We start from the raw sequence: 19,666 nt of genomic DNA, 5'->3' as shown, positions 1-19,666 counted from the left end.
CCCGACACGGCACTACCGCGGCAAGGCGCGCGCCCCTGTCCGTTCAAGCGGGCGCGGGACGCCCCGCATGCTGGCGAAATTTCGCCGCGATGGCTTGCGCCTTCGCCGTGGCGGCGGCTTGCTGCGCCGGCGTCAGCTCATCCTGCAGCCAGTGCCAGTATTCATCCTGATACGGATTGGCGATGCCGGGCGCCAGCAGTTCCCCATACACCATGCGCAGGGCCAGCAGGTAGCCATACGCTTGCGGCGCGTCCTTGCGCACCACGTCGCCATCGCGCAGATACGCCATCATCAGGGTCGAAACGCTGCTCAGCTCGCCCTCGTCCGCCTGCGCCGTCAGCTGGGCGATGGCCTGGCGCTTCCATTCCTGCACGAGCGGGTCGTCGGGACGGTTGCGCAGCGCGCTGCGGTCGCCGAACGGGCCTTCCGACAGGAAAATCGTGCTCGCGCCCGGCACGCCCGCCTTCGCGGCGGTGGCCAGGTAGGCCAGGCGCTCGTCGCGCTGGCGCTGCGTCAAGCTCGCACATAGCTGCTGCTGGGCAACCTTCTCTTCCGCCGTCATCTCGCGCCCCAGCTCGAACTCCATGCCCGGCAAGCGCCCCTCCCGCAGGAAGACCATGCAGTCGTCGATCAGATTGAAGGCGGCATACGCATCTTCCGCCCTGCCGCTGGCGGCCAGCCGCTCGAGCCGCTGCGCCAGGGGGATGACCAGGGGTGCCTCGGCCGCGGGGACGGAGGCATCGACAGAAAAATACGAGGCCAGGCTGCGCCCCGGCGGCGCGCCGGCAGCAGCGGTGGCGGTGGCCGCTGCCGGCGCGCCGCCGTCGGACGCGGGCCAGTACGCCAGCGCCAGCGCGGCCGCGATGGCGGCGATGGCGATGCTGGCAAGTGTGCGATTCATCATGGGGTAGCGGGCGGGGTCGGGAAGCGCACGTTACCACAGGCGCGCGGCGCCGGCCCGCACCTCAGCCGCCGGCCTGCTTCGCCCGGTGGCCCAATTTCACCAGCGCGGCCAGGATGGCGTCCACGTGGTCGCCCTGCACTTCGATGACGCCATCCTTGACGGTGCCGCCCGAGCCGCACCGCGTGCGCAGCTGCTTGCCCAGCAGGGCCAGCGCGATGGCGTCCAGCGCCAGGCCTTTCACCACGGTGACGCTCTTGCCGCCGCGACCCTTGGTCTGGCGCGACACGCGCACGGCGCCGTCGCCCGCCGGCGCCGCTTTCGCTGCGGCCTTGCATGCGCACTGCGCCAGCGGCTGGCGGCAGGCGGGGCACATGCGGCCCGTTTCGGTGGAATACACGAGGCCGCCCTGGGAACTGCTTTTCATGATCGAGAGATAAAAGTGGGGAAAGGCCGCGATTGTACCAAGCGGCAGCGGCGCCCCGCCCCATCCGGCGGCGCGCTGCCGGCCGGCGACGCCATCAACGCACGGTCACGAAGACCGGATTCGAATAGAACCACAGGCTGCGGTAATTGCGGTCGTTGATGTCATTGAAGCGCTGGGTGCTGTCCGTGGCCCCCGTGCGCTGGTCGGCCAGCGGTTCGCCAGCCTGCGTCAGGCCGGCAACATCGGTCCCCAGATTGGTGCCGCGCAGGCGGAAATACTGGTTCTTCGCCGCCGTGGCCTGGTAGCTCACGCTGTAGTAGCCGTCCGCCCCGAGTTTCCAGTCCGCGCTGGTGAAGCGCTTGAGCACGCGCGTGCTGGCATTGCTGGCAACGTCGTAGGCTGGCGTGCCCGCCACCGCCTTCGCGCCGACATCGCCGACGATCAGGTCGACATGGTCGACGACGGGCTTGACGTTGGCGGCCACGCCGCTGTCGACCGGCTTCTCGTAGTTGTTCCTGGCCGGGCTCTTGAAGCGGATGGTAAGCGTGACGGTGTCGCCGTTGCCGACCTTCAGCTCGCCGCCCATCTCCTTGCGGTCGTCCTTGCTGGCCAGGTTGAAGTCCAGCGCGTTGATCAAGTCGCCATAGGTGGAAAACATCTTGCCCGAGCGCAAGCCGGCCAGCAAGTCCTTCGCCTGCGGCGCCCCTTGCGCGCTGTTGAACACATAGTTCTTCGCATATTCGCCGGGGAAATAGCCGCTGCTGTTGCCGCCGACGATCTTGAAGTGCGTATCCGAGTCGGTCAGGTTCCAGATGCGGCGGCCCTCGCCCAGCAGCGCATCCCATGGCCCGCCCAGCTTGGCCACCACGTAGTCGACACCGCCATACACGCGCAGCAGCGCATTGTCGTCCGTGTAGGCGGCCGTATAGCCGCCGCGGTCCGGCTCCATCTGGTTGCCGACCATGCCTTCGATGGCGAACATGATGTTGGGGGCGGCATCGTTAAAGGCGCGCAAGTCGGCGATGCTGTAGCTGCCCTTGTTGCGCGACGGGTGGTTGATGACGGCGTAGCTGGTTTCCGGATAATTCTGCCTGAGCCAGTCGATCGCTTGCAGCGCGTCGGCAGCCGTCTTGTTGTAGCGCGCCTCGCCATATTTGCCTTTCCATGCGGCGACGTCGGCGGCGTCGAACATGCTGGCGTCGCGCGTGGTGAACAGGTATTCGAACTCCTTCATGCCCCGGGTGCTGGCACTGAGCTTGTCCTTGCCTTCGAACAGGCCGATGCCGATGTGATCGTGGGTCGGCATGTCCCACTCGAAGCCGGTAAAGACCAGCTTGTCGGCGTAGGCGCCGCCCGCCTGCAGCGCCTGGACGCGCGGGATTTCATGGCGTTCGGCAGCGATGGACATCGGAATGGGCGCCGGCAGCGGCGCGCCCAGCGCATCGCGCGTGGAAACGCGCAAATGGTTGGACAGCGCCATCCAGTCGAGTCCATACGTGGTAAAGGCCTTGGCCAGCACCTTGTCCAGCGTCTGGCTGACATCCGCATCGGCCGATTGCGTGGTGTGGGTGTGCAGGTCGCCGGCGATCCAGCGGCCGGCTGGCAGCGGTGGCACGCTGCCGTCCGGGCCGCCATCGCCGCCGCAGGCGGCGACGCTCAACAGGATGGCGATGGCCAAAGGAAGCAAGGTTCTGGAGTAAGACATGGGATTGACCTGGAAGCTGAAAAGAAGGGCGACAGCCTAGCAGTCCAGTATGACCAGCCCATGACACGCGCCAGGGCGCAAAGCCGCGCCGGCAGGAAGGCCAGGCTTAGCACACCTAACATAGAACACCTAACAACACCTGCTGCGCGTCGCGATTTGCGCCCGCCGATGCTCACTGCCTCGGCGGCCCCGTGCAAGGCACAGCTCCGCTTCTCGGGCCAACGGGGGCGCCGAGCCTCGCTGCCGCTCGCGACGGTTTTGTCAGGCCTTGTCAGTTGGCCGGCGGCGCCGTCGGTACTTCCGTCACCGTCTCGGGGATGCCCGAGAGGATGGTCACGGCGACGCGGCGGTTGCGCGCGCGCCCTTCCGGCGTGGCGTTCGGCGCCACGGGGATGTTGTCGGCGTGGCCGACGGCCGTCAGGCGCGTGGCTTGCACGCCGCTGGCGATGAACAGGCGCACCACGGCGCTGGCGCGCGCGGCCGACAGTTCCCAGTTCGAGGCGAAGTTCGAATTGCTGATCGGCTGCACATCGGTATGCCCTTCCACCTGCACGTCGTGCGTGTCGTCCTTGAGCAGCACGGCCACGGCGCGCAGGGCCTGGTCCGATTCCGGCGTCAGGCGCGCCGCGCCCGGGTCGAACAGCACGCTGGCGTTGATTTCCACGCTGACGCCGCGGCTCGTCTGCGTCACGCGCACCTTGCCTTCCTTGACCAGCGGCGCCAGGGTGGACGTCAGGTCCTGCGCCAGGCGCGTCATGTGCTCGCGCTCGCGGCGGATGGCTTCCGTGCGGCGCTTCAGGGCGGGATTCGGCAGCGGGATCGCCTGCGGCGCTTCCATGAGGATGGGCGGCGCGCCCTTGTCCAGGCTGAAGGCCTGGCCGATGGCGCTCTGGAAGACGCGGTACTTGCCTTCGTTGACTTGCGAAATCGCATACATGACGACGAAAAAGGCGAACAGCAGGGTGATGAAATCGGCGTACGAGATCAGCCAGCGGTCCTGGTTGTCCGGTTCCTCGTCATACTTCCTGCGCGCGCGCCGCATCATGGTCAGTGCTCGTGCAGGAGGCTGGCCACGCGCTCTTCGATGATGCGCGTATGGTCGCCCGTGGCGATGTCGTACAGCACGGCGGCCGTGATTTCATACTGCAGCACGCGGCGCGAAACGATGGCCTTGAGTTTATTTGCCACCGGCAGGAACAGCAGGTTGGCCAGGCCCACGCCATAGATGGTGGAGACGAACGCCACGGCGATTCCGCCGCCGAGCTTGCTGGGGTCGGTGAGGTTTTCCATCACGTGGATCAGGCCCAGCACGGCGCCCAGGATGCCGATCGTGGGCGAATAGCCGGCGGCAGATTCCCACACCTTGACGGCCTGGCGCTCGGCCATCTCGTAGGCGGAGATTTCCACGTCGAGCAGCTGGCGCAGCTTGTCGGGCGCGATGCCGTCGACGATCATGCGCAAACCCTTGGCGTTGAAGCGGTCGGCCGTGTTTTCCATCAGGCGCTCGAGGGCCAGCGGGCCGTCGCGGCGCGCCGTCAGGCTCCACTGCCCGATGTCGCGCGCCAGCGCGGCGCGCGTGTCCGAAGGCGGCAGGAACACCCAGCGCAGCATTTCCAGGCCGCGCACGAAGGTGCGCAAGCGCGTTTGCAGCAGCACGGCGCCGAAGGTGCCGATGACAACGATGGCGAAGGCGGCCGGCTGCAGCAGGGAGGCCATCTTGCCGCCCTCCAGTGCCTGGCCGACCAGGAGGCCCGCCAGCGCCAGCGCCAGCCCGATTACGCTGGACCAGTCCACGCCTGCTCCCTCAAGGTTGCGCGCAGGCGCGCGACGGCCTGGGTATGCAGCTGCGAGACGCGCGATTCCGATACGCCCATCACCGCGCCGATCTCCTTCAGGTTCAGTTCTTCTTCGTAGTACAGGCCCATGAGTATTTTCTCGCGTGGCGGCAGCGCGTCGATGGCATCGATCACGGATTGCCGGAAATCGGTATCGAGCAGGGACCGCAAGGGGTCGCTGTCCTCGTCCACGCAATGGCGGTCGAGGAAGCTGTCATTGCCGTCCGGGTCATGAAAATCTTCGTAGTACACCAGCTGGTGGCCGCCGCCGTCGCCCAGCATTTCCTGGTAGTCGGCCAGCGACATTTTCAGCAGTTTCGCCACTTCCGACTCCGTCGGCGGGTGGCCCAAGCGCTGCTGCAAAATGCTCATCGCCTCTTCGATCTTGCGCATGTTCTGGCGCATGCTGCGCGGCAGCCAGTCGCTGGTGCGCAGCTCGTCGAGCATGGCGCCGCGGATGCGCAGCACGGCATACGTCTCGAACTGCGCGCCATGCGTTTCCTCATAGCGGCTGATGGCGTCCAGCAGGCCGATCATGCCGGCCTGGATCAGGTCATCGACCTCGACCGAAGGCGGCAATTTCGCCTTCATATGGTGCGCCAGACGCTTCACCAGCGGGATATGCTCCGTCAGCAAATAGTCCTTGTTCGATTTCCCTTTGACCGTGTACATAGGCTGCTTATTGTTTTATCGTCTTATCTGGTGCTACGGTTGGATTCAGGCGCTGAAATGGTGTGCGCTCCCCGTCTGGTACAAGGTGGTGCCCAGCACCGGCGCCGCCGAACGGACCAGGCGCTCGGCCAGTCCGCGAAACGCCACCGAAGCTCCCGCCAGCGGAAACGCGTCGACCACGCTGCGGCCCAGGCGCGCGGCGCGGTGCAGGTATTCATCGGCCGGCACCGACCCCATCGACGTCAGTTTCACGGCCAGGTAGCGGCTCGCCGCCTGCGCCATATTATCGTATACCACTTTTGCCTCGGATTCGGAAGCGCCGGTGACAAGAATGCCGAACGGACGCCGTCCCAGCTCCTGGTTCAGTCGCTTGATCAGGCAATAGGCCGCCTTGATCGAATTGGCGCTGTTCGACACCTGCACCACGATGTCGGACGAGGCCATCAGCGGCACGGGGAAGCATGCGCCCTCCTCGGCCACCACGCCGTCGACCAGCACGATGCCGCTCTGGCGCGCCATCACTTCGAAGGTCTTGCCCAGGCGGCGCGTGTCTTCGTCGCCCGCATAGTCGCTGCTGTCCATCAGGTGGTTGCGCGCGCCCAGGTGGGCCACGCCGAAGCCCTGCGGCACCTGGTGGATCACCTGGTTCAGGCCGCACTGCTGGCGCGCCACGTCGAGCAGGCTGGCGCCGTGCGCCAGTCCCAGGCGCGAAGCGACGCCGTCGCTGCCGCCGCTGGCGTCGACCAGCAGCACTTCATTGCCGCCATACGCGAGCGAAGCGCCCAGGTTGACCAGCATGGCGCCCTTGTCGTCCTGCGGCGTGGCCGACAGGAACGTCATGACGCGCGGCTGCGGGCCGGCCAGCATGCGGCGCAGGCCTTCGGCCTGGTCGAAATCGAAATTAGCCAAGGTGCACCCCGCGCGCTTCATTGTTGCGGGCGGCGGCCTGCGCCATCAGCAGCGGCAGTTCGGCATCGGAAAACTGCGTCGCCGCCGTATCGCGCTTGAGCTTGAAGGCGCGGTCGATCAGGTAGGCGCGGTCGGCCAGGTGCAGGTCTTCCGGCACGCGCTGGCCGTTCGACACATAAAACAGGTTCAGCTTCTGGCGGATCACCACGTCGAGTACATTGCCGATCGACGCCGCTTCATCGAGCTTGGTCATGATGCAGCCGGCCAGGCCGCTGCCCTGGTAGGCGCGCACCACTTCATTGAGCGTTTCCTGCGTTGCCGTCGAATTCAGGCACAGCAGGCGCTTGACGTCGGCACCGGCGCCCGACAGCATGGCCACCTGCTCCGTCACCATCTGGTCGCGCTGGCTCACGCCCACCGTGTCGATCAGCACCGTGTGCTTGTTCTTCAATTCCTTCAGGGCGATGCGCAAGTCGGCCTCGTCCTTCACCGAGTGCACCATCACGCCGAGGATCTTGCCGTAGATGCGCAGCTGTTCGTGCGCGCCGATACGGTAGGCGTCCGTGGTGATCAGGGCCAGCTTTTCCGGGCCGTGGCGCATCACGCAGCGCGCCGCCAGCTTGGCCGTGCTGGTGGTCTTGCCGACGCCGGTCGGGCCCACCAGCGCGAATACGCCGCCCTGCTCGAGCATGGCGTCTTCATTGGCGACAGTATTCAGGTTACGGCTGAGCACGGTCTTGATCCAGCGCATGCTTTGCGCGCCGTCCAGGCCGGCGGGCAGCTTGTCGATCAGGTAGCGCGCCAGGCTGGCCGAGAAGCCGGCCGCCAGCATTTCGCGCAGCACGACGGCTTTTTGCGGCTCGCGCTGCTGCGTCGAACCCCACGAGATTTCCGCCAGCTGGGTTTCCATCATGCCGCGCATGGCGCGGATTTCATTCATCATGCCGCTCATCTCGGCGGCGGCGTTTTCTTTGACGTGCGCCAGCGCGCTGGCCATCATCTGCTGCATGCGGGCCATGTCCACTGGCTCGGACGATGCCTGGCGCGGCGCGGCCGGGCGCTGGGCCGGGGCGGCCGCGCGCTGCGGCGTGGCGAACTGGGTCTGCAACTGGGGACGCGGCTGGGCCATTTCCGAGGCGGCCGGCGGCGATGCCAGCGAGGCGGCATCGTCATTGGCCAGCGCGAGGATTTCCACCACGCCATCGGCCTGGCGGTTCGACAGGATCACGGCATCGGGGCCGAGCGCTTCGCGCACCTTGCGCAGCGCATCGCGCGACGAGGCGCCCGTAAATTTCTTCACATTCATGGCCGGCCTCCCGAGGCGGGGGTGGCGCAGTACTGGCTGAACGGTGTGACCATCATCGACTCCTGTTGCTTGAGTGCTGTCTTCCACATGGACACAGATCACTCGGACAGTTTCCATTATTAGCGATGCACTGGGGAAATGATCGAAGGAACAGGACGGGAAAGTACCCGTTATTCAGTTTGCCGTGAGGAAATTGAGGTGCGGCAAGTAAAAAACGGGGCCGTTCGCGCCGGAACGGCCCCGCCTTGCTTATCAGGCAACTACTGCGCGCCCACCAGGCTGGTGACGCGGATGGTCTTGGTTTCCGGCACTTCCGCATGCGACAGCACCTTCAGCTGCGGCAGGGCGCGGCGCAGGAAGCGCGACAGCAGCGCGCGCAGCGGCGCCGGCACCAGCAGCACGGGCGTCAGGCCCAGCGCTTCCTGCTGCTGCGCGGCCAGGCCCGCCTGGTGGGCGATGGTGTCGGCCAGGCCAGGCTCGATGCCCGCGCCATCGCCGCCATTGCCCATCGCCTGCATCAGCAGGCGCTCGAGGCGGCTGTCGAGCGTCATCACGGACAGTTCGGCCGCGCCGGGGAACAGTTGCTGCACGATGGCGCGGCCCAGGGCCACGCGCACCAGCGCCGTCAGGTCGTTCGGATCCTGCGTGTGCACCGTGTGCTCGGCCAGGGTTTCGATGATGGTGCGCATGTCGCGGATGTGCACGCCTTCCATCAGCAGGTTCTGCAGCACTTTTTGCAGCGTCGACAGCGACAGCATCTTCGGCACCAGGTCCTCCACCAGGCGCGGCGCATCCTTGCCCAGGTGGTCGAGCAGCGCCTGCACTTCCGCGCGGCCCAGCAATTCGGAAGCGTGCGAGGTGATCAGGTGGTTCAGGTGCGTGGCCACCACGGTGCCCGCATCGACCACCGTGTAGCCCATCGACTGCGCCTGGTCGCGCAGGCTGGCCTCGATCCACGTGGCCGGCAAGCCGAAGGCCGGGTCCGTCGTGGACAGGCCGGGCAAGGTGCCGCTGGCCATGCCGGGGTTGATCGCCAGGAACTGGCCATTGAATGCTTCGCCAACCCCCACTTCCACGCCCTTGAGCGTGATGCGGTAGGCCGACGGTTTCAATTCCAGATTGTCGCGGATATGCACGGGCGGTGCCAAAAAGCCCACTTCCTGGGCGAATTTCTTGCGGATGCCTTTGATGCGCTTGAGCAATTCGCCGCCCTGCGTCTTGTCGACCAGCGGAATCAGGCGGTAGCCCACTTCCAGGCCCAGGGTATCGACGGGCATGATGTCTTGCCAGCTGGCCTCTTCCTGCTCGGGCGCCACCGTGGCTTGCTGCACCTCGGCCGGCTTTTCGGCCGCCTCTTTCGCCTGCGTGCGCTTCTTGCTGATCAGATACGCGGAACCGGCCAGCAGGGACGCCAGCAGGATGAAGACCATGTTCGGCATGCCGGGAATCAAGCCCATGCCGCCGATGATGCCGGCCGTGATGTACAGCACTTGCGGTTTCGCAAACAATTGCCCCACCAGCTGGGTACCGATGTCCTGCTCGCTGGCCACGCGCGAGACGACGATACCGGCCGCCGTGGAAATGATCAGCGAAGGAATCTGCGCCACCAGGCCGTCACCGATGGCCAGCAGGGTGTAGTTCTTGAGCGCATCGGCAAAGCCCATGTCGTGCTGCAGCAAGCCCACCAGCAAGCCGCCGACGATATTGATGACGGTGACCATGATGCCGGCGATGGCGTCGCCGCGCACGTATTTGCTGGCACCGTCCATGGCGCCATAGAATTCCGCTTCCTGCGCCACTTCCGTGCGGCGGCGGCGCGCCTCGTCTTCGCCGATCAGGCCGGCATTCAGGTCGGCGTCGATGGCCATCTGTTTACCCGGCATGGCGTCCAGCGCGAAGCGGGCGCCCACCTCGGCGATACGGCCCGCACCCTTGGTGACGACGGTAAAGTTGATGATGGTCAAAATAATGAAGACCACGATACCGACCGTGTAATTACCGCCAATCAAGAAGTGACCGAACGCTTCGATCACCTTGCCGGCCGCGTCGGCGCCCGTATGGCCTTCCGTCAGCACCACGCGCGTGGACGCCACGTTCAGCGACAGGCGCAGCATGGTCGACACGAGCAGGATGGTCGGGAAGGCCATGAAGTCGAGCGGCTTGACCGTGTACAGCGCCGTCAGCAGCACGATGATGGACAGCGCGATGTTGAAACTGAAGAAGATGTCGAGGATGAAGGCGGGCAGCGGCAGCACCATCATCGCCAGCAGCATGATGATGATGATCGGCGCGGCGAGGCCCTTGCTGGCGTTGCCTTTCAATCCGCTCAACCAGGCTGGCATGGTCAAACCGTTCATGGTGCACTTCCTTTATTCTTGTCTGCCGCGTCTGCTGCGGGCGGTGTCTGCGATGCGGGGTTCTGCGGGTCGAGCTCGGGCGGCACATCCAGTTTCTTCGGCTTGTCGGGACGCTCGCCCTGGCCCTTGCCGTAGCTGCGCAGCTGGAACACATACGCCAGCACCTCGGCCACGGCGCCGTACAGCGCTTCGGGTATCTCGTCGCCGATCTCCGTGTGCTTGTACAGCGCACGCGCCAGGGCCGGCGCTTCCAGGATGGCGACCTTGTGCTCGCCGGCCAGTTCGCGGATCTTCGCCGCCACCTCGTCGATGCCCTTGGCCACCACCTGCGGCGCGCCGCGCGAATTCTCGCCGTATTTCAGCGCCACCGCATAGTGCGTCGGGTTGGTCACCACCACGTCGGCCGTCGGCACGTCGGCCATCATGCGGCGGCGCGACATTTCATGCTGCATCTGGCGGATTTTCGCCTTGATCTGCGGATTGCCGTCCGATTCCTTCGACTCTTGCTTGACTTCCTGCAAGGTCATCTTCATCTTGTTGGCGTAGTGCCACATCTGGTAGGGGCCGTCGATGGCGGCGATCAGGCCCAGCGCGCCGACGATCAGCAAAAAGGCCGTGATCAGCAAGCTGATCAGGTGCGCCGAGCCGGCACGCAGCGATTCGACCGACAAGCCCAGCACGGCATCCTTTTGATGCTGCATCACCAGCCAGGCGACGACGCCGACAACGATGGTCTTGGCGACGGCCTTCAGCAATTCCACCAGGGCATTCTTCGACACCATATTGCCCAGGCCGCGAATCGGGTTGAGCTTGCCAAAATTCGGCGTAAACGCCTTGGAACTGAACAGCCAGCCACCGACCAGCACGGGCGAGGCCAGCGCCACGAGCATGATGGCCGCGGCGTATGGCAAACAGGTCAGCAGTACCGAGCCCACGTCATAGCCGATGCGCAACATCATCGCATCGGGATTGAGTATCTGTTCACGGTCGAGTGTCAGCCCGGACACCATGACGGCCGTCAGCCGGCGCACGATGGCGTCGCCGGCAAACCACAGGCAGCAGCCGGACGCCATCAGCACCGTAAACGTGGCCACTTCACGCGATCGCGGAACGTCGCCTTCCTCACGCGCCTGCTCGAGGCGCTTCGGTGACGCGGCTTCGGTCTTTTCTGCGTCGCTGTCTTCCGACATCAATCAACTCCGGTGAAGTCCTGCGTCCTGGCTAGGCGCAATACGGACTGGGCATGTCGCATTATCGGTTCAAGCGGGCCCACGCCATCGGCGGAACAGGGGGGCATTTCCCCGGCATTTCCTTTGCCTAGATGAAACAAGGCGCCGCAGGCGCCACGTCACAGGAGACCGAAAAATGGCCAGGACAAGGCGCAGCCCCGAAGACAGCACGAATGTACGGAGAAGGACTGCAACGCCGTCATGGCCATTTTCTCGGGGCCCTAGCGATTTTTTCTCGCCTCGGCTTGCTTTACGGTTTGCTCAATCGCGCCAAACAACGACTTGCCGTCATCGCCCAGCATTTCCAGTCGAACGACATCGCCAAACAGCAGGAACGGCGTGCTGGCGACGCCATCGGCGATCATCTCCTGGTTACGTCGCTCAACGATACTGGAAAAACCCTTCTTGATTTCCTTGTTGGCGACGCCGCCCGCGCTCACCACGCCGCCGGCCCGAACGTTGCGCGTCTGGCACAGATGGGCCAGCAGCTGCGGGTAATTGAAAGCCATGTCGGCGCCCGCATGGGGCTGGCCCGACAACTTGCCATTCAGGCTGCAGCGCAGGGCGTAATGCACCTTGCCGCCGCGCCAGGCGTCGCCCAGCTCGTCGGGCGTGATGGCCACGGGAGAACATGCCATGGCCGGCTTCGCCTGCAGGAAGCCGTAGCCGCCGGCCTGCTCGTCGGGCGCCAGGTTGCGCAGGGTGATGTCGTTGACCAGCATCAGCAGCTTGATGTTCAGGTGCGCCTGGTCAGGCGTGGAGCCCATGGCGACATCGTCCGTGATGGCGGCGATGCCCGCTTCGTAATCGATGCCCCACTGCTCGTGCGCCAGGGTAATGTCTTCGTGGGCGCCGAGGAAAGCGTCGCTGGCGCCCTGGTACATCCTTGGAGCGTCGCGCAGATTGGCGGGCGCTTCCGCCCCGGCGGCCTTGCAAGCCCGTTCGATCTGCTGCAGGTAAGCGGCGCCCGCCACGCGCAGGCTGCTGCGCGGCAAGGGCGCCATGCAGTTGGCGGGATCGAAGTCGAAGGCACGATGGCCGCGTCCGCTATTGATGGTCTGGTACAGCAAGTCCAGCTGGGGTGCGATGAAGCTCCAGTCGTCGAGCGCCTTTTGCAGGGTCGAGGCGATGCCGTCGGCCAGATGCGCCGTTTTCAGGTCACGCGAGACGACAGCCAGCTGGCCATCGCGCGTGCCATCGTTCAGGGTAGCTAATTTCATGTGCGGGAAACTTCGTCAAATGCAGGCAATAGGGGGCTAAAAACACCAAAAAGCCGCGAAATCACGGCATCTGGCGATTAAGGAGAGAGGTGGAGCTTCAGGCAGAACCATCGCGAGCGGCAGTGATTTGCGGCCGAGAAGCGCAGCCGTGCCAGTGCACGGCGAGCATCGCAGGCCGCAAAGCGCGACGCGCAGCAGCTTAGGCCAGCTGTTTTCAGGCCAGCAGCGCCAGTTGTTCCGGCGTCAGATAGCACCACTCGCCTTCGGCGATGCCCAGCGATTCCAGGGTCAGGCTGCCGATGGCGGAACGGTGCAGCGCGCTGCAATGGTTGCCGGCGGCGGCCAGCATGCGCTTGACCTGGTGGTATTTGCCTTGCTCGAGCACAATTTCCAGCTGGTGCTCGCCACGCTTGACGCAGACCAGGGCCGCCAGCGGCGCCGGTTCGTCATGCAATTGCACGCCAGCCAGCAGCAGGGCCACCAGCTCATCCGTGACGGGCTCTTGCGTGGTGGCCTGGTAAATCTTCGGAACGTGACGCTTCGGCGACGATTGCGCATGGATAAATGGGCCATCGTCGGACATCAGCAGCATGCCGGTCGTATCGTGGTCGAGCCGCCCGACGGGCTGCACTTCACGCCAGGTGAACTGTTCCGGCAACAGGGTCAGTACGCCGGGATGGTGACTGGGCTTGCGCGAGCACTCGAAATTGGCCGGCTTGTACAGCGCCAGGTACAGGTGCTGGCGGTAGACCCACTCTTCCTCGAAGACGTGCAGCACCAGTCCATCGGTCTCGACGGTGGTGCGGTAATTGGTCTGGGTGATGCCATCGATGACGACATCGCCATCGTCGATAAGGGAACGGCAATATTTACGCGTGCCAAAACCCTGCGATTGCAGGATGCGGTCTAGGGATAATTTACTCATGGGCGTGACTTTACCAGAAGCGGCTGGCAGCGTGAAGATTCGCCAGGGGGGACGGCAGAAGCAAGCTCAAGGCAGGTGGCGTGCGGCGCCCCTTCCGCAGCGGCTGCCGCCGGCGATGCTGTCGGCGCCACCTGGCGCGCATCGCCGTCCACATTTCGTGCATCACCTGGCGATCGTCGGCTGCTCAGCAGCGGGCATGACGGCAACATGCCGTGGCGACAATTCCCCGCTACTCGCATCCAGTACGCTGCGAATAAAGGGACAATCAGCTGGCTATCACATAAATAAATTGCCCCTTGCACGTCTTATCGCCGTCGTTTATCACGACACCAACTTTTACGCCAGAGACCAAAGAAGTCAGCAAGGTCGCATAGATCGCTTTATTATTTGCCTGATCGGCCTTGGACCATTCGATGCGGGCACCGGCAGGACAGGATGCGCTGCCGCCATCAAGCTGGAAAAATATAGTCCCGGGAAGATAAGTCGCTTCCATATTCATCACCTTGCCAGCCGCGGTCTCTAAGGCGCAGGCATTGGATATCGAAAAAGACAAAAAACACAAAGCCGCAAAAAATTTTCTCACAATGCATCCTGAAATAGGGCAAACCCGGTATTTACAATCCAAACAACTATTCCATCTCCACAACAACTGCGTGGCATTCGGAATTCGGCCCATTCGTCAAGGTGTAATTCACACGGCTTAATTTTCTTCCTGCCAGTTTCGCCGCCAGCACTTGCGCATACATGGATTTCTTATCTGAGGGAATATAAATCAGCAGATAGGCACACTGCGCCGCCAGCGGCTCCTGAATGCGGAAATACGGAGTTGCCCCATGCACACCGACAGTAGTGATCGTTACACCCGCAACATCGAACGACACCCCTTGTGCATGCGAGGAAGCCGACATCAAGGACAGCGACAGCAAAGCCATGCTTTTATAAAAATTGGAACTTTTAACGAAATTGGAAAATTGAAACATTCAATGCACCTTCCCTATAGACAAAAAATCATCCGGCCAAGAGCGGCACGGCACCAAACAAAAAACTAACAGCTGAACAGGATGGATCAATAAGCAGTGCATCGCGGAGTACTTTTCCCATCAACGGACATGGGCTCATTTTATCCAGTGACAGCAAGGAGAAAAGGCTCTCTTGTGTATCCCCAGCCTTCAAGATGGCAATCTGCACTGCCGTAACACAACAACTCGGCAACGTGCGTCAACCGCCCTTTATTTCGAAATTGCCTGCACGATGTCCCGGCATATCCTGTTCGGCCACCACCACGCTTTCAAACCGTATGAAAGTGGCAGCAACAATGAAAGCGGACGCGGGATTTGATATCGCTGAAATGATTCAGAACCAGAAAATAGATTTTCATTACGCATACGATCAACAAAATCGGCATGCTAATTAAATCGGCAACATTTTCACACCTGCAAACCAGGATGTCAAACAAATAAAAATTTCCATCGCTGGCAAATAATGCATCTGCGTTTCCTCATTCAGCATGCAACGGTCGGGCAGTGCATCGCTGACTCGCACAAGGAGGGCAGCAAGGAAAAAAACCCAACGCCCGCAAGCGGCACGGTGCCAGTTACCCTGCCGTTTAATACTGTTTTAAATACAATAATTACCAGGCACGTCATTCGATCGCCGCACAAAAAATGCATGACAATGTGTTTGATGAACGATTCCTTTGAGATAGATCAAGCGCTCGGAATATTGCATTGATAGACTGAAACTTCGTTAGGAATCCGCCTAACGTGCTTTAGGAATTTCGGCAGTAGCCACGAACGACCGGGAAGGACATCGTATGAAGCACACCGACACCATTGCCTTGCAAGGCAGCATAGACGACATGCGCCGCCGTATCGCCACCGAACAGGATGCGATGCATAAAGTTAACCTGGCCGTGGCGCGCTGGCGCGGCGCCTGCCCCTCGCGGGAAGAGGCCTTCGTGGCCGGCGACGACGCGCCGATGGCGACCAGCCAGATGCGCTGGCACGCGGAGGCGCAATGCCATTTCATGTGCTGGCTGGAACAGGGCGGCTTTGCCCAGGCCGACATGCTGAGCGAGAACCAGGACGCGGCGCCCGCGCCAGCCTCCGCCCCATCGCCGATCACAAAGGAAACCATCGCGCAGGCTAAGCAGTCCCTTGCCCCGACCTTGCCTGCGCACTGTAACGACTGCGCCGCCTGAAGGCGGCCATGCCCGGCCACCCATGCCCTGCCCTTGCATGCATGCCACTCCACCCCGCGCGCCATGCGGCGTTGCGGTCGTCAGCAGCCCTACCCTCATCGATAGCGCCAGCGATGGCGGCACACAAAAGGAAACGGCGGCATTGCGCCGCCGTTCCCAAGCCCCAACGGGACTTTAGTGAGGAATGTAAATTCACTCAAAACCACATCTGCGATGCGGCGAGTAGTTCCAGGACCTGCCAATCAAAGTACTGACAACATAGTTGGATATATCGCCCCTCCTTGAAAAGAACTACCGCTTCACTATAGCCCAAGCAGGTCGATTTTCAAGGCAAATCAGCATCTTATTGCAAATCATTCTCAACTGGATTGCCAAGCTGATACGAGAGATATCCTCAACGCAACGCCGGCTGCGCCTGCTGCACGGCCGCCTTCATGGCCCCCGCGCCCATGGCTGCGCCAAATTTTTTCAGTACCCGTTCCGGCAAACCTTCGTGCTGCGTGTAGTCGACGATGTCTTCCGCCTTGACCACGTCGCGCGCCACGCTGTCGACCGTGCCGAAGTCATCGGCCAGGCCCATCTCGACGGCTTTCGCGCCCGTCCAGTACAGGCCGGAGAAGGTGTCCGGCGTTTCCTTCAGGCGCTTGCCGCGGCCCGTGCGCACCACTTCGATGAACTGCTGGTGGATTTCATCGAGCATGCCCTGTGCATACGCCTTGTGTTTTTCCGTCAGCGGGCTGAACGGATCCATGAAACCCTTGTTCTCGCCAGCCGTCAGCAGGCGGCGCTCGACACCGACCTTTTCCATCACGCCCGTGAAGCCGAAGCCATCCATCAAGACGCCGATGGAACCGACGACGCTGGCCTTGTTGACGTAGATGCGGTCGGCGGCGGCGGCGATGTAATAGCCGCCCGAGGCGCACATTTCATCGACCACCACATACAGCGGCTTGTCCGGATAGCCCTTGCGCAAGCGCTGCATCTCGTCGACGATCATGCCGGCCTGCACGGGACTGCCGCCCGGACTGTTTATATGCAGCACCACGGCGACGGAACCGCTGTCGGAAAAGGCCTTGTCCAGCGCGGGGATGACGACGGCGGCCGAGCCGCTGCCTTCGGACTCGATGGCGCCGCTGATGTCGATCAGGGCCGTGTGGCGGCCCAGGGTTTCGCTGTCGTCCGCGCTGTTGTAGTCATAAAACACCCACAGGGCGAACAGCACGATCAGCAGGCTGAAGACCTTGAAGAAGACGCTCCAGCGGCGGTGCGCGCGCTGCTCCTGCAAGGTCGCAAACACCAGCTTTTCCAGCACGTCGCGCTCCCAGTGCCCTGCAGGGGCGCCGTTGCCGGCGGCTGGCGCGCTGCTGTCCAGCTTGTCATTCGTGTTATCGCTCATAGTTCACTTTGCTTAAATTGCAGGAAGGCGGCGCCCGGCATCAGGCCGGCACAGGCCGCACATAATCGTCAGGCTGCCAGTACAGCTGGCCATCGCGCTCGGCCACGGGAATCGGACGCAGGCGGCCGCCCTTGCAGGGGCCGCCCGCGCAATAGCCGCTGTCGGGCACATAGATGGCGCCATGCGTCGAACACATCAGATACAGGCCGCTGGATTCGAAAAACTCGCCTTCGGCCCAGTCCAGCTCGATCGGCACGTGGGCACAGCGATTCAGGTAGCCGTACGGCTTACCGTCATAACGCACGACAAAGCCGGTGGTGGTTTCGCCGCCGGCCAGGACGGGAAAGCGCACGCCCTTGCCCCCCTCGGCCACCGCGTCGGCGGCGCAGATGAACACGTCGACAAGGTCACTCATCATGCGTGCTCGCTCAGCCATTGATGCAGCTCGGTCACCGTGGCCGCCGAATACAGGGGCTTGCATGCCTGCAACTGTTCGACAGGATGCGCACCATACTCTACGGCAATACCGGCCGCGCCCGCATTGCTTGCCATCAATAAATCATGGCTGGTGTCGCCGATCATCACGGTACGGCGCATATCCTGCCCCAATTCGCGCGTCAGTTCCTGCAACATGGCCGGATGGGGCTTGGAAAAGGTTTCGTCGGCGCAACGCGTCGCGTCGAACAGCGACAGCAGCTTGACGGCGTTCAGCGAACGGTTCAGGCCGACGCGGCTCTTGCCCGTGGCGACGGCGAGGAAATACGCCTGCTGCGACAAGTCCTGCAGCATGTCCTGTACGCCAGGAAACAGGGCCAGCTCGTGGTCGCGCGACAGATAGTGATAGCGATAACGCTCCGCCATGCGCGCATGGTATTTCGGCTCGACATCGGGCATCACCAGCTGCATGGCTTCCTGCAAGCCCAGGCCGATCACGTGCGAAGCCAGCAACTCGGTGGGAACAGGCAAGCCCAGGTCTTTGGCCGACGCCTGGATGCACTTGACGATGGTCGAGGTACTGTCTATCAGCGTACCGTCCCAATCGAAGACGATCAGATCAAATTGCTTTCTTGCCATGTTTCCCGACGACATAGCCGCCGGCTCCTTGAGAATGAATAATGGCCTGACTATCTTGTGGATAGTCCCGGCCACACTTAACGTGGGGCAACGGCCAACGGTTTGCCCAAGCTTACCAAGAAACGCTGGCATTCGGCAGCCAGCGGCGCGTTCAAGGTCATCGTCTTGCCCGTTTCCGGATGCGTGAACGTGATTTGATGCGCATGCAGGAACATGCGTTTCAGGGCGCCGCGCGTGCTGTCGGCTTTCAACAGGGCACGGTTGAGGGCAAAGTCGCCATATTTATCGTCGCCGGCGATGGGGAAGCCAGACGAAGACAGGTGCACGCGGATCTGGTGCGTGCGTCCCGTCTTCAATTCCGCTTCCAGCAAGGCGAAGTTGTGATATTTATGCAACAGCGAAAACACCGTGTGCGAGGCCAGGCCATCGGCCTGCACGGCCACCCGGCGCTCGCCTTCGGCCGTCGTATATTTATGCAATGGCAACTTGATATGCTGGCGCGCATTCTTCCAGTCGCCGGCCACCAGCACCAGATAGCGCTTGTCCGTGACGCCGTCGCGCATCTGCTCGTGCAAGTTGGTCAGCGCGGAACGTTTCTTTGCCAGCAACAACAGGCCGGACGTGTCGCGGTCCAGGCGGTGCACCAGCTCGAGGAACTTGGCGTCGGGACGCGAAGCGCGCAATTGCTCGATCACGCCGAACGACACGCCCGAGCCGCCATGCACGGCCACGCCGGCCGGCTTGTCGATGACGAGCAGCTGCGCGTCTTCGAAGATGATGGCAAATTCGGCGGCCGGCGCGCCCGTGGGCGCCTTTTCGGCCACGCGCACGGGGGGAATGCGCACCACGTCGCCGGCGGCGAGACGGTACAGCTGATCGATACGGCCTTTATTGACCCGCACTTCTCCCGATCGCAAGATCCGGTAGATGTGGCTTTTAGGCACTCCCTTGCACACTCTTAATAAGTAGTTGTCGATGCGCTGGCCTGCTTCTTCCTCGGCGATCGTTACGAATTGGGCTTGCGGCTGAACCGGGGGTGTTGAAGGGGGAACAACATCATTTTGACTCTTCATTTACTATGTCTTCCCAGAAATCTCTCTAAGTCCTTCATTTTGAATATATAATTGTTTTTGCTGCGGCCCTGGCTGCTGCGAGTGTAAGAATAAAAGCACATTTTACACAGGGGCGTCTCCACCGGCCTCGCCAAATTGCAAATTCGGTGGAAAAAAATGTATATGCACCATCCCTGCGCGAATCAAGGTTGCACCGTAGTTGTAATCGGATAACGCGTGGAGATGCTGAAGAGAGTGTATTGGATTATAAGGATAAGTACCCGTTAGCGCGACTTATCGAGTCGGGCTCGCGGGTTGATGAAGTTGATAACGCTTGCCGTTTTCGCCAAACCCCGTATGAGGCCACAATACTGAGGGTTGTCGATGAATAGGCTGAGGCCAAGCCTCGCCATCGCGATCCCTGTAATGAGCCGGCTTACGATTTGGCTCTGAATTTG

19 protein-coding genes are annotated in these 19,666 nt (G+C 62.6%); 1 reads left to right on the top strand and 18 read right to left on the bottom strand.

The genetic code is table 11. The features are described from left to right. Nucleotides 1–43: 43 nt before the first annotated feature. The 14 genes from YQ44_RS29270 to YQ44_RS28650 all read right to left on the bottom strand — a co-directional run bounded on the left by YQ44_RS29270 (nucleotide 44) and on the right by YQ44_RS28650 (nucleotide 14,466). Nucleotides 44–904 carry a hypothetical protein gene (locus tag YQ44_RS29270; RefSeq protein WP_071322375.1) on the bottom strand — a complete coding sequence of 287 codons (861 nt, stop codon included), beginning with the start codon at nucleotides 902–904 and terminating at the stop codon, nucleotides 44–46. Between the two features lie 61 nt (nucleotides 905–965). After that, nucleotides 966–1,328, bottom strand: coding sequence for a translation initiation factor Sui1 (locus tag YQ44_RS04580; protein ID WP_071322374.1), 363 nt, complete (start codon nucleotides 1,326–1,328; stop codon nucleotides 966–968). Between the two features lie 94 nt (nucleotides 1,329–1,422). Further along, nucleotides 1,423–3,033 carry an S-layer protein gene (locus YQ44_RS04575; RefSeq protein WP_071322373.1) on the bottom strand — a complete coding sequence of 537 codons (1,611 nt, stop codon included), beginning with the start codon at nucleotides 3,031–3,033 and terminating at the stop codon, nucleotides 1,423–1,425. A gap of 271 nt (nucleotides 3,034–3,304) precedes the next feature. After that, a complete protein-coding gene (gene motD, locus YQ44_RS04570; protein WP_071326254.1) occupies nucleotides 3,305–4,075 on the bottom strand; it encodes a flagellar motor protein MotD in 771 nt (256 codons plus the stop codon). A gap of 5 nt (nucleotides 4,076–4,080) precedes the next feature. Then, nucleotides 4,081–4,827 carry a flagellar motor protein gene (locus YQ44_RS04565; RefSeq protein WP_071322372.1) on the bottom strand — a complete coding sequence of 249 codons (747 nt, stop codon included), beginning with the start codon at nucleotides 4,825–4,827 and terminating at the stop codon, nucleotides 4,081–4,083. Continuing rightward, nucleotides 4,809–5,540 (bottom strand): RNA polymerase sigma factor FliA, encoded by a 732-nt coding sequence (locus YQ44_RS04560; protein WP_071322371.1) that lies wholly within the window; start codon nucleotides 5,538–5,540, stop codon nucleotides 4,809–4,811. Before YQ44_RS04560 ends, YQ44_RS04565 begins: the two co-directional genes overlap by 19 nt. Before the next feature lie 45 nt (nucleotides 5,541–5,585). Continuing rightward, complete coding sequence (locus YQ44_RS04555; RefSeq protein ID WP_071322370.1) at nucleotides 5,586–6,449, bottom strand: MinD/ParA family ATP-binding protein; 864 nt, start codon at nucleotides 6,447–6,449, stop codon at nucleotides 5,586–5,588. After that, entirely contained in the window at nucleotides 6,442–7,755 is a 1,314-nt protein-coding gene (gene flhF / locus YQ44_RS04550; RefSeq protein ID WP_071322369.1) for a flagellar biosynthesis protein FlhF, read from the bottom strand. The genes YQ44_RS04555 and flhF overlap by 8 nt, the downstream gene beginning before the upstream one ends. 260 nt (nucleotides 7,756–8,015) lie before the next feature. Then, nucleotides 8,016–10,112, bottom strand: coding sequence for a flagellar biosynthesis protein FlhA (gene flhA / locus YQ44_RS04545; protein ID WP_071322368.1), 2,097 nt, complete (start codon nucleotides 10,110–10,112; stop codon nucleotides 8,016–8,018). Further along, nucleotides 10,109–11,302: a flagellar biosynthesis protein FlhB gene (gene flhB / locus YQ44_RS04540; protein WP_071322367.1), complete on the bottom strand. Its 1,194-nt coding sequence runs from the start codon at nucleotides 11,300–11,302 to the stop codon at nucleotides 10,109–10,111. The genes flhA and flhB overlap by 4 nt, the downstream gene beginning before the upstream one ends. Nucleotides 11,303–11,562: 260 nt before the next feature. After that, the gene (locus tag YQ44_RS04535) at nucleotides 11,563–12,561 is read right to left on the bottom strand and encodes a fumarylacetoacetate hydrolase family protein (protein WP_071322366.1); all 999 of its coding nucleotides are present in this window, start codon (nucleotides 12,559–12,561) and stop codon (nucleotides 11,563–11,565) included. 214 nt (nucleotides 12,562–12,775) lie between these two features. After that, nucleotides 12,776–13,486, bottom strand: a complete 711-nt coding sequence (locus tag YQ44_RS04530) for a pseudouridine synthase (RefSeq protein WP_071322365.1) — start codon at nucleotides 13,484–13,486, stop codon at nucleotides 12,776–12,778. A gap of 265 nt (nucleotides 13,487–13,751) precedes the next feature. Continuing rightward, nucleotides 13,752–14,069 carry a hypothetical protein gene (locus tag YQ44_RS04525; protein ID WP_071322364.1) on the bottom strand — a complete coding sequence of 106 codons (318 nt, stop codon included), beginning with the start codon at nucleotides 14,067–14,069 and terminating at the stop codon, nucleotides 13,752–13,754. A 46-nt stretch (nucleotides 14,070–14,115) separates the two neighbouring features. Continuing rightward, entirely contained in the window at nucleotides 14,116–14,466 is a 351-nt protein-coding gene (locus YQ44_RS28650; RefSeq protein WP_156894690.1) for a hypothetical protein, read from the bottom strand. Between the two features lie 833 nt (nucleotides 14,467–15,299). On the opposite strand from YQ44_RS28650, the gene YQ44_RS04520 reads away from it, so the two are divergent. Beyond that, nucleotides 15,300–15,686, top strand: a complete 387-nt coding sequence (locus tag YQ44_RS04520) for a hypothetical protein (protein ID WP_071322363.1) — start codon at nucleotides 15,300–15,302, stop codon at nucleotides 15,684–15,686. A 394-nt stretch (nucleotides 15,687–16,080) separates the two neighbouring features. Here YQ44_RS04520 and YQ44_RS04515 read toward each other — a convergent pair whose 3' ends face one another. The 4 genes from YQ44_RS04515 to YQ44_RS04500 form a co-directional block, all read right to left on the bottom strand. Further along, the gene (locus YQ44_RS04515; RefSeq protein ID WP_071322362.1) at nucleotides 16,081–17,082 is read right to left on the bottom strand and encodes a S49 family peptidase; all 1,002 of its coding nucleotides are present in this window, start codon (nucleotides 17,080–17,082) and stop codon (nucleotides 16,081–16,083) included. A gap of 40 nt (nucleotides 17,083–17,122) precedes the next feature. Next, nucleotides 17,123–17,500, bottom strand: a complete 378-nt coding sequence (locus YQ44_RS04510) for a Rieske (2Fe-2S) protein (RefSeq protein ID WP_071322361.1) — start codon at nucleotides 17,498–17,500, stop codon at nucleotides 17,123–17,125. Next, nucleotides 17,497–18,156 (bottom strand): HAD-IIIA family hydrolase, encoded by a 660-nt coding sequence (locus tag YQ44_RS04505; protein ID WP_071326253.1) that lies wholly within the window; start codon nucleotides 18,154–18,156, stop codon nucleotides 17,497–17,499. Before YQ44_RS04505 ends, YQ44_RS04510 begins: the two co-directional genes overlap by 4 nt. A 77-nt stretch (nucleotides 18,157–18,233) precedes the next feature. Further along, nucleotides 18,234–19,229: an RluA family pseudouridine synthase gene (locus YQ44_RS04500; RefSeq protein WP_071322360.1), complete on the bottom strand. Its 996-nt coding sequence runs from the start codon at nucleotides 19,227–19,229 to the stop codon at nucleotides 18,234–18,236. Nucleotides 19,230–19,666 lie beyond the last annotated feature (437 nt).

The sequence above is a fragment of the Janthinobacterium sp. 1_2014MBL_MicDiv genome, from assembly GCF_001865675.1.
Taxonomy (GTDB): Bacteria; Pseudomonadota; Gammaproteobacteria; order Burkholderiales; family Burkholderiaceae_D; genus Janthinobacterium.
This window is presented reverse-complemented; position numbering and strand designations above follow the sequence as displayed.

What these genes read in the sequence shown, in the direction of transcription:
- YQ44_RS29270 (WP_071322375.1), bottom strand. Translation starts at nt 904, where the DNA reads ATGATGAATCGCACACTTGCCAGCATCGCCATCGCCGCCATCGCGGCC.
- YQ44_RS04580 (WP_071322374.1), bottom strand. Translation starts at nt 1,328, where the DNA reads ATGAAAAGCAGTTCCCAGGGCGGCCTCGTGTATTCCACCGAAACGGGC.
- YQ44_RS04575 (WP_071322373.1), bottom strand. Translation starts at nt 3,033, where the DNA reads ATGTCTTACTCCAGAACCTTGCTTCCTTTGGCCATCGCCATCCTGTTG.
- motD (WP_071326254.1), bottom strand. Translation starts at nt 4,075, where the DNA reads ATGCGGCGCGCGCGCAGGAAGTATGACGAGGAACCGGACAACCAGGAC.
- YQ44_RS04560 (WP_071322371.1), bottom strand. Translation starts at nt 5,540, where the DNA reads ATGTACACGGTCAAAGGGAAATCGAACAAGGACTATTTGCTGACGGAG.
- flhF (WP_071322369.1), bottom strand. Translation starts at nt 7,755, where the DNA reads ATGAATGTGAAGAAATTTACGGGCGCCTCGTCGCGCGATGCGCTGCGC.
- flhA (WP_071322368.1), bottom strand. Translation starts at nt 10,112, where the DNA reads ATGAACGGTTTGACCATGCCAGCCTGGTTGAGCGGATTGAAAGGCAAC.
- flhB (WP_071322367.1), bottom strand. Translation starts at nt 11,302, where the DNA reads ATGTCGGAAGACAGCGACGCAGAAAAGACCGAAGCCGCGTCACCGAAG.
- YQ44_RS04535 (WP_071322366.1), bottom strand. Translation starts at nt 12,561, where the DNA reads ATGAAATTAGCTACCCTGAACGATGGCACGCGCGATGGCCAGCTGGCT.
- YQ44_RS04530 (WP_071322365.1), bottom strand. Translation starts at nt 13,486, where the DNA reads ATGAGTAAATTATCCCTAGACCGCATCCTGCAATCGCAGGGTTTTGGC.
- YQ44_RS28650 (WP_156894690.1), bottom strand. Translation starts at nt 14,466, where the DNA reads ATGTTTCAATTTTCCAATTTCGTTAAAAGTTCCAATTTTTATAAAAGC.
- YQ44_RS04520 (WP_071322363.1), top strand. Translation starts at nt 15,300, where the DNA reads ATGAAGCACACCGACACCATTGCCTTGCAAGGCAGCATAGACGACATG.
- YQ44_RS04515 (WP_071322362.1), bottom strand. Translation starts at nt 17,082, where the DNA reads ATGAGCGATAACACGAATGACAAGCTGGACAGCAGCGCGCCAGCCGCC.
- YQ44_RS04510 (WP_071322361.1), bottom strand. Translation starts at nt 17,500, where the DNA reads ATGATGAGTGACCTTGTCGACGTGTTCATCTGCGCCGCCGACGCGGTG.
- YQ44_RS04505 (WP_071326253.1), bottom strand. Translation starts at nt 18,156, where the DNA reads ATGGCAAGAAAGCAATTTGATCTGATCGTCTTCGATTGGGACGGTACG.
- YQ44_RS04500 (WP_071322360.1), bottom strand. Translation starts at nt 19,229, where the DNA reads ATGAAGAGTCAAAATGATGTTGTTCCCCCTTCAACACCCCCGGTTCAG.